Origin of the sequence: Rothia sp. BD8 (genome assembly GCF_044878465.1) — a bacterium.
Lineage (GTDB): Bacteria > Actinomycetota > Actinomycetes > Actinomycetales > Micrococcaceae > Rothia > Rothia kristinae.
Map to the genome: position 1 here is coordinate 71,021 of NZ_JANJES010000001.1, position 17,243 is coordinate 88,263.

The 17,243-nt window shown below is 71.5% G+C and carries 10 protein-coding genes; all 10 read left to right on the top strand.

Features of this window, described 5'->3' with window-relative positions:
- Positions 1-5 precede the first annotated feature (5 nt).
- The 10 genes from gcvT to NQ707_RS00355 all read left to right on the top strand — a co-directional run bounded on the left by gcvT (position 6) and on the right by NQ707_RS00355 (position 17,195).
- On the top strand, positions 6-1,175 hold the full coding sequence (gene gcvT / locus NQ707_RS00310; RefSeq protein WP_260007635.1) for a glycine cleavage system aminomethyltransferase GcvT: 1,170 nt from the start codon (positions 6-8) through the stop codon (positions 1,173-1,175).
- Between the two features lie 4 nt (positions 1,176-1,179).
- On the top strand, positions 1,180-2,622 hold the full coding sequence (locus tag NQ707_RS00315; protein WP_404434024.1) for an L-serine ammonia-lyase: 1,443 nt from the start codon (positions 1,180-1,182) through the stop codon (positions 2,620-2,622).
- Positions 2,623-2,788: 166 nt separating this feature from the next.
- Positions 2,789-3,868 carry a mevalonate kinase gene (gene mvk, locus NQ707_RS00320; protein WP_100464454.1) on the top strand — a complete coding sequence of 360 codons (1,080 nt, stop codon included), beginning with the start codon at positions 2,789-2,791 and terminating at the stop codon, positions 3,866-3,868.
- A complete protein-coding gene (gene mvaD, locus NQ707_RS00325) occupies positions 3,865-4,860 on the top strand; it encodes a diphosphomevalonate decarboxylase (RefSeq protein ID WP_404434026.1) in 996 nt (331 codons plus the stop codon). The genes mvk and mvaD overlap by 4 nt, the downstream gene beginning before the upstream one ends.
- Positions 4,857-6,014, top strand: a complete 1,158-nt coding sequence (locus NQ707_RS00330; protein WP_404434028.1) for a phosphomevalonate kinase — start codon at positions 4,857-4,859, stop codon at positions 6,012-6,014. The genes mvaD and NQ707_RS00330 overlap by 4 nt, the downstream gene beginning before the upstream one ends.
- Positions 6,011-7,168, top strand: coding sequence for a type 2 isopentenyl-diphosphate Delta-isomerase (fni, locus tag NQ707_RS00335; protein WP_055684603.1), 1,158 nt, complete (start codon positions 6,011-6,013; stop codon positions 7,166-7,168). Before NQ707_RS00330 ends, fni begins: the two co-directional genes overlap by 4 nt.
- Positions 7,165-8,217 (top strand): hydroxymethylglutaryl-CoA reductase, encoded by a 1,053-nt coding sequence (locus NQ707_RS00340; RefSeq protein ID WP_055684602.1) that lies wholly within the window; start codon positions 7,165-7,167, stop codon positions 8,215-8,217. Before fni ends, NQ707_RS00340 begins: the two co-directional genes overlap by 4 nt.
- Positions 8,214-9,392: a hydroxymethylglutaryl-CoA synthase gene (locus tag NQ707_RS00345; protein ID WP_055684601.1), complete on the top strand. Its 1,179-nt coding sequence runs from the start codon at positions 8,214-8,216 to the stop codon at positions 9,390-9,392. The genes NQ707_RS00340 and NQ707_RS00345 overlap by 4 nt, the downstream gene beginning before the upstream one ends.
- A 338-nt stretch (positions 9,393-9,730) precedes the next feature.
- The gene (rpoB, locus tag NQ707_RS00350; RefSeq protein ID WP_404434031.1) at positions 9,731-13,246 is read left to right on the top strand and encodes a DNA-directed RNA polymerase subunit beta; all 3,516 of its coding nucleotides are present in this window, start codon (positions 9,731-9,733) and stop codon (positions 13,244-13,246) included.
- A gap of 55 nt (positions 13,247-13,301) precedes the next feature.
- A complete protein-coding gene (locus NQ707_RS00355) occupies positions 13,302-17,195 on the top strand; it encodes a DNA-directed RNA polymerase subunit beta' (protein WP_058730519.1) in 3,894 nt (1,297 codons plus the stop codon).
- The last annotated feature ends 48 nt before the right edge of the window (positions 17,196-17,243 follow it).

Sequence of the window (17,243 nt, forward strand, 5' to 3'; positions counted from 1 at the left end):
CCGCCATGACCGAGACCCCCGTTCCCCCCGCCGTCGAGGACGGCCCGCGCCGCACCGCCCTGCACGCCGTGCACGAGGCCCTGGGGGCGCAGTTCACGGACTTCGGCGGCTGGGACATGCCGCTGAAGTACGCCAACGACGTCGCCGAGCACCAGGCCGTGCGCGAGGCCGCCGGGCTGTTCGACCTCTCCCACATGGGCGAGATCCGGGTGCGCGGGCCCCAGGCCGCTGACCTGCTGGACCACGCCCTGGTCTCCGCCTTCGGCGCCCTGGCCGTGGGACGGGCCAAGTACTCCCTGATGGCCACCGAGGACGGCGGGGTGGTGGATGACCTGATCACCTACCGCCTGGCCGAGCGGGACTACCTGGTGGTGCCCAACGCCGCCAACGTCGACGCCGTGCTGCGCGAGCTCACCGTGCGCGGGGCCGGCTTCGACGCCGAGGTGGCCGATGAGTCCGCGGCCACCGCCCTGGTGGCCCTGCAGGGCCCGGCCGCCGTCGAGATCCTCGGGGATGCGCTCGAGGAGCTGCACCTGGCCGACGGCGGCACCGAGCTGTCCGGGCTGCGCTACTACGCCTGCGCCCCCGCGGTGGTCGGCGGGATCGACGTGCTGCTGGCCCGCACCGGCTACACCGGGGAGGACGGCTTCGAGCTGTACGTCGCCCGGGAGCAGGCCGAGCAGCTGTGGAGCGTGCTCGCCCAGGCCGGGGAGTCCCGCGGGGTCATGCCGGCGGGGCTTGCGGCCCGGGACTCGCTGCGCCTGGAGGCCGGGATGCCGCTGTACGGCCACGAGCTGGGCGCGCGGATCTCCCCCTACGCGGCCGGCCTGGGCGGGCTGGTGCGCGCCGGGCTGAAGGCCAAGGAGGACTTCGTCGGCCGCGCCGGGCTGGAGGGGGCCGGTGAGCGGGCCGAGGCCGAGGACGCCCGCGTCCTGGTCGGGCTGCGTGGCCTGGCCAAGCGCCCGGCCCGGGCCGGTGCTGCGATCGTGGAGGACGGGCAGACGATCGGGGAGGTCACCTCCGGGATCCCCTCGCCCACCCTGGGCCATCCGATCGCGATGGCCTTCCTGCGCGCGGACCGGGCCGAGCCCGGCACCGAGGTCACGGTGGACATCCGCGGGAAGCACGCGCAGTTCGAGGTCGTCCCGCTGCCCTTCTACCAGCGGGAGCGCTAGGCCCGTGGCCACCGACATCAGCGTGTTCGACCTGTTCAGCATCGGCGTCGGACCCTCCAGCTCTCACACGGTGGGCCCGATGCGAGCGGCCAACCGCTTCATCACGGAGCTGATCCGCGCGCACCAGCTGGACGACGTCGCGGACCTGCGGGTGGACCTGTACGGTTCGCTGGCGGCCACCGGCGCCGGGCACGGCACCATGTCCGCCACGCTGAAGGGCCTGGCCGGGTGGGTCCCGGAGACCATCGACGTGCCCGCCTCGGAGCGGCTCGTGCAGGAGAATCAGGCCACCGGGCGGCTGCGCCTGGCCGGGTTCGCCCCCGGCATCGAGCCGCGCGAGGCCGCCCGGGAGGACCTGGTGTCCGGCCCGGAGGTCGCGCTGACCGAGGCCGGGATGGTGCTGCGCCCGCTGACCGTGCTCGAGCGGCACACCAACGGGATCCGCTTCACCGCCGTGGACGCGGATGAGGCGGTGCTGCAGCAGCGCACGTACTTCTCGATCGGCGGCGGCTTCGTCATCGAGGAGGGGGAGGAGGCCGCCGGCGGGGACAGCCTGACGGATGTGCCCCACGCCTTCACCTCCTCGGCCGAGCTGCTGCAGATCGCCGACGACGCCGGGCTGTCCATCGCCCAGATCAAGCTGGCCAATGAGACCACCGCCCGCACGGAGGAGGAGGTCACCGCGGGGATCCTGCACATCTACCAGGTGATGCGCCAGTGCATCGGCTCCTCCCTGTCCCGCATCGGCTACCTGCCGGGCCCGCTGAAGGTCCGCTGCCGGGCGGGGCAGTGGCACCGGGAGCTGCTCGAGGAGGATCCGCGCAAGGAGCCCAGCTGGGCCATCGACTGGGTCAACCTCATCGCCCTGGCCGTCAACGAGGAGAACGCCTTCGGCGGGCGGGTGGTCACCGCGCCGACCAACGGGGCCGCCGGCATCCTGCCGGCGGTGCTGCACTACGCGATGAACTACCTGCGGGGCATCCGCACGGCGGGGCGCCGGGCCCGGGACCGGGCCGTGGTGGACTTCTTCCTCGCCGCGGCCGCCGTCGGGACCCTGTACAAGAAGAAGGCCTCGATCTCCGGGGCGGAGGTCGGCTGCCAGGGGGAGGTGGGCTCCGCCTCCTCGATGGCCGCGGCCGGACTGGCCCAGGTGATGGGCGGGACCCCGCACCAGGTGGAGAACGCCGCGGAGATCGCGATGGAGCACAACCTGGGTCTGACCTGCGACCCGGTGGGCGGGCTGGTGCAGATCCCGTGCATCGAGCGCAACGCGATGGCCGCGGCGAAGGCCGTGAACGCCGCCCGGATGGCCCTGCGCGGGGACGGGGAGCACCGGGTCTCCCTGGACCAGGTCATCGAGACGATGCGCCAGACCGGCGCGGACATGTCCCACCGGTACAAGGAGACCTCGGAGGGCGGGCTGGCGGTCAACGTCGTCGAGTGCTGACGGGGGCGCACAGGGGCCGAATGGGCCCTCCCGCGGGACAGGACGTAGGATCGAGGGGATCCCCTCGCCGCGGGCGGGAGGACCACGGCCCCCACGCGCCGCGCCCCGAGCGGACGCCGCCCGCGGGGCCCGGCACAGCACAGGCGAGGAACGGAAACAGCTCAGGATGGAACACGGCGCGGTCGAGAACCGCTCGGACCTGCGCGCCGCACCCGGCGCCACCGACCCCCTCCCCGCGGCCCCGCAGACCCCCGCGCACCCGGCCGCCCACCCCACCCGGACCCCGGGGCCCGACACCGCCGCGGCCCCCGGGCACATCGGCACCGGGTGGGCCCACGCCAAGATCATCCTCTTCGGCGAGCACGCCGTGGTCCACGGGCAGCCCGCCATCGCCTTCCCGCTGCGCAAGATCGGCCTGCAGGCCACCGCCGCTCCCGTGCCCGGCCCGCTGCGTCTGACCGTGGACATCTACGACGGCCCGTTGGCCCACGCCCCGGCCCGCCTCGGCTCCCTGGTCACCACCATCGAATCCACCCTGGACCTGCTGCACCACCCCCTGGAGGGCGTGCACGTGACCTGCTTGGGCGACGTCCCCCTGGAGCGCGGCCTCGGATCCAGCGCGGCCGGGGCCTCCTCGATCGTCAACGCGCTCGCGGACCTGATGGGCACCGAGCTGGACGAGCGCACCCGCTACGAGCTGGTCCAGACCGGGGAGCGGGTCGCCCACGGCAGCCCCTCCGGGCTGGACGCCTACACCGTGGTCACCCAGCGGCCCATCTGGTTCCAGGCCGGGCGGGTCGAGGACCTCGAGGTCGCGCTGTCCGCCCCGCTGGTGGTCGCCGACTCCGGGCGCCCCGGGGACACCCACTCCGCGGTGGCCGCCGTCGGGGAGATCCGCCGCTCGGACCCGGAGCTGGCCGCCGACTACTTCGAGACCATCCGCCACCACACCGTCGCCGCCCGTGCGGACCTCGCCGCCGACCGCGCCGCCTCCCTCGGCGCCCACATGGACGCCGTGCACGAGACCCTGCAGATCCTGTCCGTCTCCTGCGAGGAGCTGGACCACCTGGTCGGCACCGCCCGCGCGGCCGGGGCCCACGGGGCCAAGCTCACCGGCGGCGGGCGCGGCGGCTGCATCATCGCCCTGGCCCGGGACCGGGGCCACGCCCCCCAGCTGGCCCGGGCCCTGGAGGAGGCCGGGGCCTCCCAGACCTGGATCATCGACCCCGAGGAGTTCACCGCGTGAGCCGGCAGCCCGCCACCGCCGTGGCCCACCCCAACCTCGCCCTGATCAAGTATTGGGGCAAACGCGACGAGCAGCTCGTCCTGCCGCACACCGGCAGCCTCTCCCTGACCCTGGACGTCTTCCCGACCACCACCACCGTCACCCCGGACCCGGAACTGAGCGCGGACGCCTTCACCCTCAACGGCGTCGAGCAGACCGGCACCTCCGCGGCACGGGTCACCGCCTTCCTGGACCTGGTGCGCCGGCTGGCCGGCTCCACCGCGCACGCGCGGGTGGTCTCCGAGAACTCCGTGCCCACCGGGGCGGGGCTGGCCTCCTCCGCCTCGGGCTTCGCCGCCCTGGCCCGCGCGGCGGCCGCCGCCTACGGCCTGCCGGAGGACGCCCGCACCGTCTCCCGCCTGGCCCGGCGCGGCTCCGGCTCCGCCGCCCGCTCGGTGCTGGGCAACCTCGTGATCTGGCACGACGGCAAGGGGGCCGAGGATCCCGACGCCGCCTCCTTCGCCGAGCAGGTGCCCGGCCCGCAGCTCGGCATGGTCATCGCGGTGGTCTCCGCGCGGACCAAGGCCGTCTCCTCCCGGACCGCGATGCGCGAGACCGTGGCCACCTCCCCGTACTTCCCCGGCTGGGTGCAGTCCACCGCTCAGGATCTGCGGGACATGCGCGCGGCTCTGGCCGCCGGGGACGTGGAGGCCGTCGGAGAGCTCACCGAGTCCAGCGCCCTGCGCATGCACGCCGTGATCATGGGCAATCGGCCCCCGGTGCGCTACCTCGCCCCTACCTCCGTGGCGCTGTTCGACGCCGTCGCCGCCCTGCGCGCCGAGGGCCTGGGCGCCTGGGCCACCGCCGACGCCGGCCCCAACGTCGCCGTGCTGACCCGCGCCGAGGATGTCCCGACCCTGCGGGACCGGCTGGCCGAGCGCTTCCCGGATCTCCGGCTGATCAGCGCCCAGGCGGGCCCCGGGGCGCACCTGCTGGACCGGGGGCGGGCATGATCCCGGAGGACCCCGCCCCGCGGGTCACGACCGACGCCCCCGGCAAGCTGTACCTGCTGGGGGAGTACGCCGTCGTGGAGCCGGGACGCCAGGCCGTGTTGGTGGCCGTGGACCGGCGGGTCACCGTGCAGCTGCGGGACCTGGAGGAGACCGGGCTGCTGGAATCCCCCCACGCCCCGGACCCCACCCCGGTCACCTGGCGCCACGGTGCGGGCGGGCCGAGCTTCTCCGAGGAGGGCCAGGGCTACTACCGGTACGTGCGCGCGGCGATCACCGTGGTGGAGACCTGGCGCGCCGAATCCGGGCTGGCCCCGCGCCACTACGGACTGCGCATCACCAGCGGCCTGGACGACGCCGTCTCCGGCGCGAAGTTCGGCCTGGGCTCCTCCGCGGCGGTCACCGTGGCCGTCGTCGGGGCCGTGGCCGCGGCCTACGGGCTGGATCCCACCCCCGAGCAGGTCTACCGCCTGGCCCTGATGGCCACCGTCACGGTCACGACCCTGACCTCCGGCGGGGACCTGGCCGCCTCCGCCCTGGGCGGGTGGGTGCACTACGCCTCCCCGGACCGCCAGGCCGTGGCGGACATGCTGGCCCGCGACGGCGTGAGCCGCACCCTGCGGGCTCCCTGGCCCGGGCTGCGCCTGGAACCGGCCCTGCCCGCCGGCACGCCCCTGCCGGTGCGCCTGGCCATCGGGTGGACCGGAACCCCCGCGGACACCCCCGAGCTGGTCGGGGCCGTGCGCCGCACCGCGCGCATCCCCCAGCACCTGCTGCAGCGCAGCGACGCCGCCGTGACCGCCTTCCGCGCCGCCCTGCGCGCGGCGGACGTCGAGGCGGCCGGGAAGGCCGTGGAGGCGGCCCGCGCGGTGCTGGCCGAGCTGTCCGCGCTGCGCGGCACCGTCATCGAGACCCCGCACCTGCGGGTGCTGTGCGAGACCGCCGCCGCGCACGGCTGGGCCGCGAAGTCCTCGGGAGCCGGGGGAGGGGACTGCGGGATCGCCCTGGCCGCGCGCGAGACGGACCCGGGCCAGCTGGGCGCGGCCTGGAGTGCGGCCGGGATCCGCCCGCTGGATCTGGCCGTGGCCCCCGAGGGACTGCGCGTGCGCCGCACGCGGGAGGAGGAGCAGCCGATGAGCCGAGGAGCGGCAGCATGAGCGGACAGCGCAAGGACGACCACCTGCACCTGGCTGCCGGCCAGCAGCGGCAGCTGCACCGGGACCCGGTCCCCACGGACTGGGACGACGTGCGCCTGCTGCACGAGGCCCTGGCCGGGATCGAGGCCGAGGACGTGGACCTGTCCGTGACCCTGCCCTGGGCCGGGGAGCGCGGGCCGGTGCGCTGGCCCGTGCCCTTCTACCTCAACGGCATGACCGGCGGCTCCGAGCACACGGGTGCGGTCAACGCAGCCCTCGGGGAGGCCGCGGCGGCCACCGGCCTGCCGATCGCCACCGGGTCCATGAGTATGTACCTCAAGGACCCCTCCACCCTGCCCAGCTTCCGGGTGCTGCGCGAGGCCAACCCGGAGGGCTTCGTCATGGCCAACCTCTCCGCCGAGGCCACCCCGGATCAGGCCCGCCGCGTCGTGGAGGCCCTGGAGGCCGACGCCCTGCAGATCCACATCAACGCGGTGCAGGAGACCGTGATGCCCGAGGGCGCCCGCGGCTTCTCCGCGTGGTGCGACGGCATCGCGGCCCTGGCCGAGCAGCTGCCCGTGCCGGTGGTGGTCAAGGAGGTCGGCTGCGGGATGACCCGCACCACCCTGGCCAAGCTCGCCCGCGCCGGGGTCCAGCTGGTGGACGTGGCCGGGCGCGGCGGCACGGACTTCGCCCGCATCGAGAACGACCGGCGCGACGGGCGCGACTACGCCTTCCTGCAGGGCTTCGGGCAGTCCGCCCCGATGGTCCTGCTCGACGCCCTCGGCGCCCGTGCGGGAACCCGGCTGCCCGCCCTGCTGGCCTCGGGCGGGGTGCGCCACCCCTACGACGTCGTGCGCGGACTGGCCCTGGGGGCGCGGGCCGTCGGGGTGGCCGGGACCTTCCTGCACGCCGTGCTCGCCGAGGATCCGGCCGGGTCCGCCGGGCCCGTCGCCCCCGACGGCGCCGAGCGCCTGACCGGGCTGATCCGCGCCTGGACCGAGCGGCTGCGCGAGCTGTGCGCCCTGCTCGGGGTGCGCACCCCGGCCGAGCTGACCCGCACGGACGTGCTCGTGGAGGGCCGCCTGGCCCACGCCGCCGCCCTGCGCGGAGCGGACCTGGCCGCCCTGGCCGCGCGCTCCGAGACCACCGCCTTCGAGGAGGACCGCGCATGACCGATCAGCCCCTCTACGCCCCCATCCCCCTGCAATGGGTCGGCCCGCTGCGCTTCAGCGGCAACGTGATCGACGGCGAGGAGGTCAGCGTCCCGCTGGCCACCTACGAATCCCCACTGTGGCCCTCCGTCAAACGCGGGGCGAAGGTCTCCGCGTTCGTCGACGGCGGCATCCGCGCGACCCTGGTGGACGAGCGGATGAGCCGCTCCGTGTACTTCCGCGCCGAGCACGCCGGGGCCGCGCTGGCCGCCGCCGAGGACCTGCGCACCCGCCGGGAGCAGATGCAGGAGGTGGTCTCCGGGGCCTCGCGCTTCGCCCGGCTGGTGGACCTGCACGTGCAGCACGCCGGGAACCTGCTGTTCGTGCGCTTCGAGTTCACCACCGGGGACGCCTCCGGGCACAACATGGTCACCCTCGCCGCGGACCACCTGATGCCCTGGATCCTCCAGCTGCACCCCGAGCTGGAGTACGGCTCGATCTCCGGGAACTTCTGCTCGGACAAGAAGGCGACCGCCGTCAACGGGATCCTGGGCCGGGGCAAGAACGTGGTCACGGAGCTGACCATCCCGCGGCGGATCGTGCAGCGGCTGCTGAAATCCACCCCGGAGGCCATCGCCCGGCTGAACACGGAGAAGAACCTCATCGGCACCACCCTGGCCGGGGGGCTGCGCTCGGCCAACGCCCACTACGCCAACATGCTGCTGGCCTTCTACCTGGCCACCGGGCAGGACGCGGCCAACATCGTGGAGGGCTCCCAGGGCATCACCCAGGCCGAGGTGCGCGACGGGGACCTGTACTTCGCCTGCAACCTGCCCAGCCTCATCGTCGGCTCGGTGGGCAACGGCAAGGGCGCGGGGCTGGAGACCGTGGAGGAGAACCTGCGGCGGCTGGGCTGCCGCGAGGAGCGCGAGCCCGGGGCCAACGCCCGGCGCCTGGCCGTGCTGTGCGCGGGCGCGGTGCTGTGCGGGGAGCTGTCCCTGCTGGCCGCCCAGACCAATCCGGGTGAGCTGATGGCCGCCCACGTGAAGATCGAGAGGAACGCCCGATGACCACCCCCGCCCTGGGCATCCAGGACATCACCTTCGCCACCGCCCACCACCGCCTGGACCTGGACCTGCTGGCCCAGCACCTGGGCATCGACCCCGCCAAGTTCTCCGTGGGCATCGGTCAGGAGGCCATGAGCCTGCCCGCCGAGGACGAGGACGTCGTCACCATGGGCGCCGCCGCCGCGGCCCGGATCCTGGCCGACAACGACGTCGAGGGGCTGCGCACCCTGATCTTCGCCACCGAATCCGGGATCGACCAGTCCAAGGCCGCCGGGGTGCACGTGGCCGCCCTGCTGGGCCTGCCCGCCCAGATCCGGGTGCTGGAGACCAAGCAGGCCTGCTACTCCGGGGCGGGGGCCCTGCAGCTGGCCCTGGGCGTGGTGGCCCGGCACCCGGAGGAGAAGGTGCTGGTCATCGCCTCGGACGTGGCCCGCTACGACCTGGACTCCCCGGGGGAGCCCACCCAGGGCGCGGCCGCGGTGGCCTTCCTGGTGCAGGCCGATCCCGCCCTGCTGGAGGTGGAGCCGGCCTCCGGGGTGCACACCGCGGACGTCCCGGACTTCTGGCGGCCCAACCACCGGGTCACGGCGCTGGTGGAGGGGAAGTTCTCCATCTCCGCGTACATGGACGCCCTGGAGGGGGCGTGGGAGGACTACCGCGCCCACGGCGGGGCCGCCTTCGAGGAGATCGACGCCTTCTGCTACCATCAGCCCTTCACCATGATGGCGGTCAAGGCCCACCAGCGCCTGCGCCGGCACGTGGGGGAGCCCCTGCCCAAGGCGGAGGTGGTCGAGGAGCTCGCCCCGACCGTCGGATACAACCGCGTGGTGGGCAACAGCTACACCGCCTCCGTGTTCCTGGCCCTCCTGGCCCTGCTGGACGGGGACGCGGACCTGACCGGGCGGCGCATCGGGATCTTCTCCTACGGCTCCGGGGCGGTCTCCGAGTTCTTCTCCGTGCGGGTGCTCCCGGGCTACCGGGCCCACCTGCACCGGGCCGAGCACGCCGCCCAGCTGGCCGCCCGCGAGCCCGTGGACGTCACCCGCTACCGCGAGCTGCACCCGGGCACGGCGGTCTCCGCCGCCGAGCAGCAGGCCAACCCGCGGGTCACCGCCGGCCCCTACCGCTTCGTCGGCATCGAGGGCGGGGTCCGCCGGTACGAGGCCACCGGCGCCTGAGCTCCAGTCCCGAGCCCGGCGCCCGAGCGCCCCGGCGGCGTCGTCGAGACCGCGGGAAGCGCTGAGCCCGTCCCCTGGACAGGACGGCAGGGTGTGTGTAGTGTGGAGATTTGCGCTTTCCCTAGTTCTTTGTGCCTTCATATAGCGGTGGGTACAACCGATGGATCCAGCTTCCTCCCGTCCACGCCAGCACGACCACCGTCCGCACCGCATGACGCCGCCGCCACCGCGCGGCGCGGGCGCCGGGTGAGCGTCGTGCAGCGCCGAGGACCCGCGGGAGCGGTCGGATCCTGAAGGGGAGCCTTCGAGTACAGACAGGTCTGTGGAAGGATCCAATCTTGGTCGCCTCGAGCACCTCAAACAACGACGCCGCTGGCGCGACCGGAGCCCAGCACGACGGCTCCGCGTCCCGCATCTCATTCGCGAAGATCCACGAGCCGCTGAGCGTTCCGAATCTGCTGGCCCTGCAGACGGACAGCTTCGACCGCCTGGTCGGCAACGAGCGCTGGGCCCAGCGCGTCGCCGAGGCGGAGAAGACCGGGGACACCTCCGTGTCCACCGTCTCCGGCCTGACCGAGATCTTCGAGGAGATCTCCCCGATCGAGGACTTCCAGGGCACCATGTCCCTGTCCTTCTCCGAGCCGGAGTTCGCCGACCCCAAGTACTCCATGGAGGAGTGCAAGGACCGCGACGCCACCTACTCGGCCCCGCTGTACGTCAAGGCCGAGTTCATGAACAACGAGACCGGCGAGATCAAGCAGCAGACCGTCTTCATGGGCGACTTCCCGCTGATGACCGAGTCCGGCACCTTCGTGATCAACGGCTCCGAGCGCGTCGTCGTCTCCCAGCTGGTCCGCTCCCCGGGCGCCTACTTCGAGAAGTCCGCGGACCGCACCTCGGACAAGGACATCTACTCCGCGCGCATCATCCCCTCCCGCGGGGCCTGGTTCGAGCTGGAGATCGACAAGCGCGACCAGGTCGGGGTGCGCCTGGACCGCAAGCGCAAGCAGTCCGTGACCGTGCTGCTGAAGGCCCTGGGCTGGACCGAGTCCAAGATCCTCGAGGAGTTCGGCGAGTTCGACTCGATCCGCGCGACCCTCGAGAAGGACACCGTCGAGACCCGCGACGAGGCGCTGATCGACATCTACAAGAAGCTGCGCCCGGGTGAGCCGCCGACGGTGGACGCCGCCCAGTCCCTGCTGGACAACATGTACTTCACCCCCAAGCGCTACGACCTGGCGAAGGTCGGCCGGTACAAGATCAACCGGAAGCTGGGCCTGGACAAGAACCTCGCGGACAACGATTCCTCGGTGCTGACCCAGGAGGACATCGTCGCGATGATCCGCTACCTGGTGACCCTGCACGACGGCGGCACGACCATGAAGGGCGTGCGCGACGGGCAGTCCGTGGACATCCGCGTGGACACCGACGACATCGACCACTTCGGCAACCGCCGCATCCGCGCGGTCGGCGAGCTGATCGAGAACCAGATCCGCACCGGGCTGTCCCGCATGGAGCGGGTCGTGCGCGAGCGCATGACCACCCAGGACGTCGAGGCGATCACCCCGCAGACCCTGATCAACATCCGCCCCGTGGTGGCCTCGATCAAGGAGTTCTTCGGGACCTCCCAGCTGTCGCAGTTCATGGACCAGAACAACCCGCTGGCGGGCCTGACCCACAAGCGGCGCCTGAACGCGCTGGGCCCGGGCGGTCTGTCCCGCGACCGCGCGGGCATGGAGGTGCGCGACGTGCACCCCTCCCACTACGGCCGCATGTGCCCCATCGAGTCCCCTGAGGGCCCGAACATCGGCCTGATCGGCTCGCTGGCCACCTTCGGCCGGATCAACCCTTTCGGGTTCATTGAGACCCCGTACCGCGTCGTCGAGCACGGGAAGGTCACCGACAAGGTCGTGTACCTGACCGCCGATGACGAGAAGGGCTCGATCATCGCGCAGGCCAACGCCCCGCTGACCGAGGACCAGCGCTTCGCCGAGGACACCGTCCTGTGCCGTGCGGCCAACGGCTCCGGCGAGGCCGAGGCGATCGCCGCGGACGAGGTCCAGTTCATGGACGTCTCCCCGCGCCAGATGGTCTCCGTGGCCACCTCGCTGATCCCGTACCTGGAGCATGACGACGCCAACCGCGCGCTGATGGGCGCGAACATGCAGCGTCAGGCCGTGCCGCTGCTGCAGTCCGAGTCCCCGGTGGTCGGCACCGGCATGGAGGGCTACGCGGCCCTGGACTCCGGGGACTCCGTGCTGGCCCGCAAGGCCGGCGTGGTCCGGGAGGTCTCCGCGGACCTGGTCGTGGTGGGCAACGACGACGGGACCACCACCTCCTACCCGATCTCCAAGTTCCAGCGCTCCAACCCGGGCAACTGCTACAACCACCGCGTCGTGGTCTCCGAGGGGGACCGCGTGGAGGTGCGCGGGCTGATCGCCGACGGTCCCTCCACGGACCAGGGCGAGCTGGCCCTGGGCAAGAACCTCCTGGTGGCGTACATGTCCTGGGAGGGGCTGAACTACGAGGACGCGATCATCCTGTCCCAGCGGATGGTCTCCGACGACGTGCTGACCTCGATCCACATCGAGGAGCACGAGATCGACGCCCGCGACACCAAGCTCGGCGCCGAGGAGATCACCCGGGACATCCCGAACGTCTCCGAGGACGTGCTCTCCGCCCTGGACGAGCGCGGCATCATCCACATCGGCGCCGAGGTCGAGGCCGGGGACATCCTGGTCGGCAAGGTCACCCCGAAGGGCGAGACCGAGCTGACCCCGGAGGAGCGGCTGCTGCGCGCGATCTTCGGCGAGAAGTCCCGCGAGGTGCGCGACACCTCCCTGAAGGTCCCGCACGGCGAGTCCGGCACCGTCATCGGGGTGCGGGTGTTCGACCGCGAGGACGACGACGAGGATATGCCCCCCGGGGTCAACCAGCTGGTGCGCGTGTACGTGGCCCAGAAGCGCAAGATCACCGACGGGGACAAGCTCGCCGGGCGCCACGGCAACAAGGGCGTGATCTCCAAGATTCTGCCCGTGGAGGACATGCCCTTCATGGCCGACGGCACCCCGGTGGACGTCATCCTCAACCCGCTGGGCGTGCCCGGGCGCATGAACATCGGGCAGGTGTTGGAGGTGCACACCGGCTGGCTGGCCAAGCAGGGCTGGAAGATCGAGGGGAACCCGGCGTGGCTGGAGAAGCTGCCGAACTTCCCCAAGGAGTCCGGCCCCACCAAGGTCGCCACCCCGGTGTTCGACGGCGCGGACGAGGATGAGATCTTCGACCTGCTGGACCACACCAACCTCAACCGCGACGGCGAGCGGCTGATCGACTCCACCGGCAAGGCCCAGCTGTTCGACGGGCGCACCGGCGAGCCGTTCCCGGACCCGATCTCGGTGGGCTACCAGTACATCCTGAAGCTGCACCACCTGGTGGACGACAAGATCCACGCCCGCTCCACCGGCCCGTACTCGATGATCACCCAGCAGCCGCTGGGCGGTAAGGCGCAGTTCGGCGGTCAGCGCTTCGGCGAGATGGAGGTGTGGGCCCTGGAGGCGTACGGCGCGGCCTACACCCTGCAGGAGATCCTGACCATCAAGTCCGATGACGTGCACGGTCGCGTGAAGGTCTACGAGGCCATCGTCAAGGGCGACAACATCCCCGAGCCGGGGGTGCCGGAGTCCTTCAAGGTGCTCATCAAGGAGATGCAGTCCCTGTGCCTGAACGTGGAGGTCCTCTCCAGCGACGGGCACGCCATCGAGATGCGCGACTCCGAGGACGAGAGCTACCGGGCCGCCGACGAGCTGGGCATCGACCTCTCCCACGCCGAGCCCAGCTCGGTCGAAGAGGTCTGATCCTCCCACCCCATCCACGAGATCGTTCATTCGTTTTTCAAGAGAAAAGGACCCCATGTCCAACGAATCTTCACTGGGACTGATGCGGATCGGTCTGGCCACCGCCGAGGACATCCGCTCGTGGTCGTACGGCGAGGTCAAGAAGCCGGAGACCATCAACTACCGCACCCTCAAGCCGGAGAAGGAGGGTCTGTTCGACGAGCGGATCTTCGGGCCGACCCGCGACTGGGAGTGCTACTGCGGCAAGTACAAGCGCGTGCGCTTCAAGGGCATCATCTGCGAGCGCTGCGGCGTCGAGGTGACCCGGGCCAAGGTGCGCCGTGAGCGGATGGGCCACATCGAGCTGGCCGCGCCCGTCACGCACATCTGGTACTTCAAGGGCGTGCCCTCCCGCCTGGGCTACCTGCTGGATCTGGCGCCGAAGGATCTGGAGAAGATCATCTACTTCGCCGCCTACATGATCACCTCCGTGGACGAGGAGGCCCGGCACGAGGACCTGCCGAACCTGCAGGCCGCCCACGACCGGGACAAGAGGACCCTGGAATCCGAGCGGGACGCGGACATCGCCGCGATCGCGAAGGAGACCGAGGAGGAGCTGGCCCGCATCGAGGCCGAGGGCGGCAAGGCCGCGGAGAAGCGCAAGCTGCGCGACGCCGCGGAGCGTCAGATGGCCCAGGTGCGCAAGCGCGTGGACGCCGAGATCGCCCACATGGACAAGGTCTTCGACCGCTTCAAGAACCTCAAGGTCACCGACCTGGAGGGCGACGAGGCGCTGTACCGGTCCATGGTGGACAAGTTCGGCATGTACTTCGAGGGCGCGATGGGCGCCGAGGCGATCAAGAAGCGCCTGGAGACCTTCGACATGGCCGCCGAGGCGGAGGCCCTGAAGGAGACCATCCAGAACGGCAAGGGCCAGCGCAAGACCCGCGCCCTGAAGCGGCTGAAGGTCGTCAACGCGTTCCTGACCACCAGCAACTCCCCGCTGGGCATGGTCCTGGACGCGGTGCCGGTGATCCCGCCGGAGCTGCGTCCGATGGTGCAGCTGGACGGCGGCCGCTTCGCGACCTCGGACCTGAACGACCTGTACCGTCGGGTCATCAACCGCAACAACCGCCTGAAGCGCCTGCTGGATCTCGGCGCGCCCGAGATCATCGTGAGCAACGAGAAGCGGATGCTGCAGGAGGCCGTGGACTCCCTGTTCGACAACGGCCGGCGCGGTCGCCCGGTCACCGGGCCGGGCAACCGCCCGCTGAAGTCCCTGTCGGACATGCTCAAGGGCAAGCAGGGCCGGTTCCGCCAGAACCTGTTGGGCAAGCGCGTGGACTACTCGGGCCGCTCGGTCATCGTGGTGGGCCCGCAGCTGAAGATGCACCAGTGCGGTCTGCCCAAGCAGATGGCCCTGGAGCTGTTCAAGCCCTTCGTGATGAAGCGCCTGGTGGACCTGAACCACGCGCAGAACATCAAGTCCGCCAAGCGGATGGTGGAGCGCTTCCGCCCGCAGGTCTGGGACGTGCTGGAGGAGATCATCACCGAGCACCCGGTGCTGCTCAACCGCGCCCCCACCCTGCACCGCCTGGGGATCCAGGCCTTCGAGCCGCAGCTGGTGGAGGGCAAGGCCATCCAGCTGCACCCGCTGGTCTGCTCGGCGTTCAACGCGGACTTCGACGGCGACCAGATGGCCGTGCACCTGCCCCTGAGCCCGGAGGCCCAGGCGGAGGCGCGCGTGCTGATGCTGTCCTCGAACAACATCCTCAAGCCCTCGGACGGGCGCCCCGTGGCGGTGCCGTCCCAGGACATGATCATCGGGCTGTACCACCTGACCACGGTCCGGGAGGGGGCCGCCGGCGAGGGCCGGTCCTTCTCCTCGATCGCGGAGGCCCTGATGGCCCTGGACCGGCGCGAGCTGCACCTGAACTCGATGGTGAAGATCGAGCTGGAGGACTTCGTGCCCTACGAGGGCTGGGAAGCCCCCGAGGGCTGGGACCCGGGTCAGCCGGTGCTGCTGGAGTGCACCCTGGGGCAGGTGCTGTTCAACCAGACCCTGCCGGAGGACTACCCCTGGTACACCGGGATCGCGGATAAGAAGGGCCTGGGCTCGCTGGTCAACGACCTCGCCGAGAACTACCCGATGCACGTGGTCGCCCGCACCCTGGACAACCTCAAGGACACCGGGTTCTACTGGGCCTCCCGCTCGGGGGTCACGGTGGCCGTCTCCGACATCGCCACCCCGCCGTCCAAGCCGGAGATCATGGCCGGCTACGAGAAGCAGGCCAGCGAGATCCAGGGTCAGTACGACATGGGTCTGATCGACGACGACGAGCGCCGCTCCGAGCTGATCGACATCTGGACCAAGGCCACCGACGAGGTCGCCGCGGCGATGATGGAGAACCTGACCGGGCTGAACACCATCAACCGGATGGTCTCCTCCGGGGCGCGGGGCAACTGGATGCAGGTCCGCCAGATCGCGGGCATCCGCGGGCTGGTGTCCAACACCAAGGGCGAGATCATGCCGCGTCCGATCAAGTCCTCCTACCGCGAGGGTCTGTCGGTGCTGGAGTACTTCATCGCGACCCACGGCGCCCGCAAGGGCCTGGCCGACACCGCGCTGCGCACCGCGAACTCCGGGTACCTCACCCGGCGTCTGGTGGACGTCTCCCAGGACGTCATCGTGCGGGAGCTGGACTGCGGCACCAAGCGGGGCCTGAACCTGGACCTGGTCCAGGTGGACCCGGACACCGGGGCCGTGCACCTGCACGACGACGTCGAGAACTCCATCCACGGGCGCGTGCTCGCGGTGGACGTCAAGGACGAGGACGGCACGGTGCTGGCCGAGGGCGGCGCGGACGTCTCCGACGCCGTGATCCAGAAGCTGTACCAGGCCGGGATCCGGAAGGTGCGGGTCCGCTCCGTGCTGACCTGCGAGTCCGCGGTGGGCGTGTGCGCCAAGTGCTACGGCCGCTCGATGGCCTCCGGGAACCTGGTGGACATCGGCGAGGCCGTGGGCATCATCGCCGCGCAGTCCATCGGCGAGCCGGGCACCCAGCTGACCATGCGCACCTTCCACACCGGCGGTGTGGCCTCCGCGGATGACATCACCCAGGGTCTGCCCCGCATCCAGGAGCTGTTCGAGGCCCGCACCCCCAAGGGCGTGGCCCCGATCTCCGAGATCGCCGGGACCGTGTCCATCGAGGACACGGAGAAGTCCCTCAAGGTGGTCATCACCCCGGAGAGCAAGGACGACGAGCCGATGTCCTACCCGGTGCTGCGCCGGGCGCGGCTGCTGGTCTCGGATGGGGACCGCGTGGAGGTCGGCCAGCAGCTGGTCTCCGGTGCGGTGGATCCCAAGGAGGTGCTGCGCATCCGCGGGCCCCGCGAGGCGCAGAAGCACCTGGTGGACGAGGTCCAGGGCGTGTACCGCTCCCAGGGCGTGGGCATCCACGACAAGCACGTGGAGGTCATCGTGCGCCAGATGACCCGGCGGATCACCGTCATCGAGTCCGGTGACACCGATCTGCTGCCGGGTGAGCTGGTGGAGACGGTCCAGTTCCAGCAGGCCAACAAGAAGGCCGTGCAGGAGCAGGCCCGCCCGGCCGCCGGGCGTCCGGAGCTGATGGGCATCACCAAGGCCTCCCTGGCCACGGATTCGTGGCTGTCGGCCGCCTCCTTCCAGGAGACCACCCGGGTGCTGACCCAGGCGGCGATGGAGGGCAAGTCCGACCCGCTGGTGGGCCTGAAGGAGAACGTGATCATCGGCAAGCTGATCCCGGCCGGCACCGGTCTGGATCGGTACAACGACATCGAGGTGGAGCCCACGGAGGAGGCGCGCGAGCAGATGTACGCCAACTCCACCGGATTCGCCGACTTCTCCTACGCGGGGGAGACGGACGGCTCCGTGGCCGCGGAGTTCCACGCGATCCCGCTGGAGGAGTACCCCGGGTACGGCTCCTGATGCCGGACCGTGCGGGCGCGGTGAGCACCGCGCCCGCACGGTGACGGC

Excerpts from the sequence above, each read along its gene's own strand:
- gcvT (WP_260007635.1), top strand. The coding sequence starts at position 6 with ATGACCGAGACCCCCGTTCCCCCCGCCGTCGAGGACGGCCCGCGCCGC.
- mvk (WP_100464454.1), top strand. The coding sequence starts at position 2,789 with ATGGAACACGGCGCGGTCGAGAACCGCTCGGACCTGCGCGCCGCACCC.
- NQ707_RS00330 (WP_404434028.1), top strand. The coding sequence starts at position 4,857 with ATGATCCCGGAGGACCCCGCCCCGCGGGTCACGACCGACGCCCCCGGC.
- fni (WP_055684603.1), top strand. The coding sequence starts at position 6,011 with ATGAGCGGACAGCGCAAGGACGACCACCTGCACCTGGCTGCCGGCCAG.
- NQ707_RS00340 (WP_055684602.1), top strand. The coding sequence starts at position 7,165 with ATGACCGATCAGCCCCTCTACGCCCCCATCCCCCTGCAATGGGTCGGC.
- NQ707_RS00345 (WP_055684601.1), top strand. The coding sequence starts at position 8,214 with ATGACCACCCCCGCCCTGGGCATCCAGGACATCACCTTCGCCACCGCC.
- NQ707_RS00355 (WP_058730519.1), top strand. The coding sequence starts at position 13,302 with ATGTCCAACGAATCTTCACTGGGACTGATGCGGATCGGTCTGGCCACC.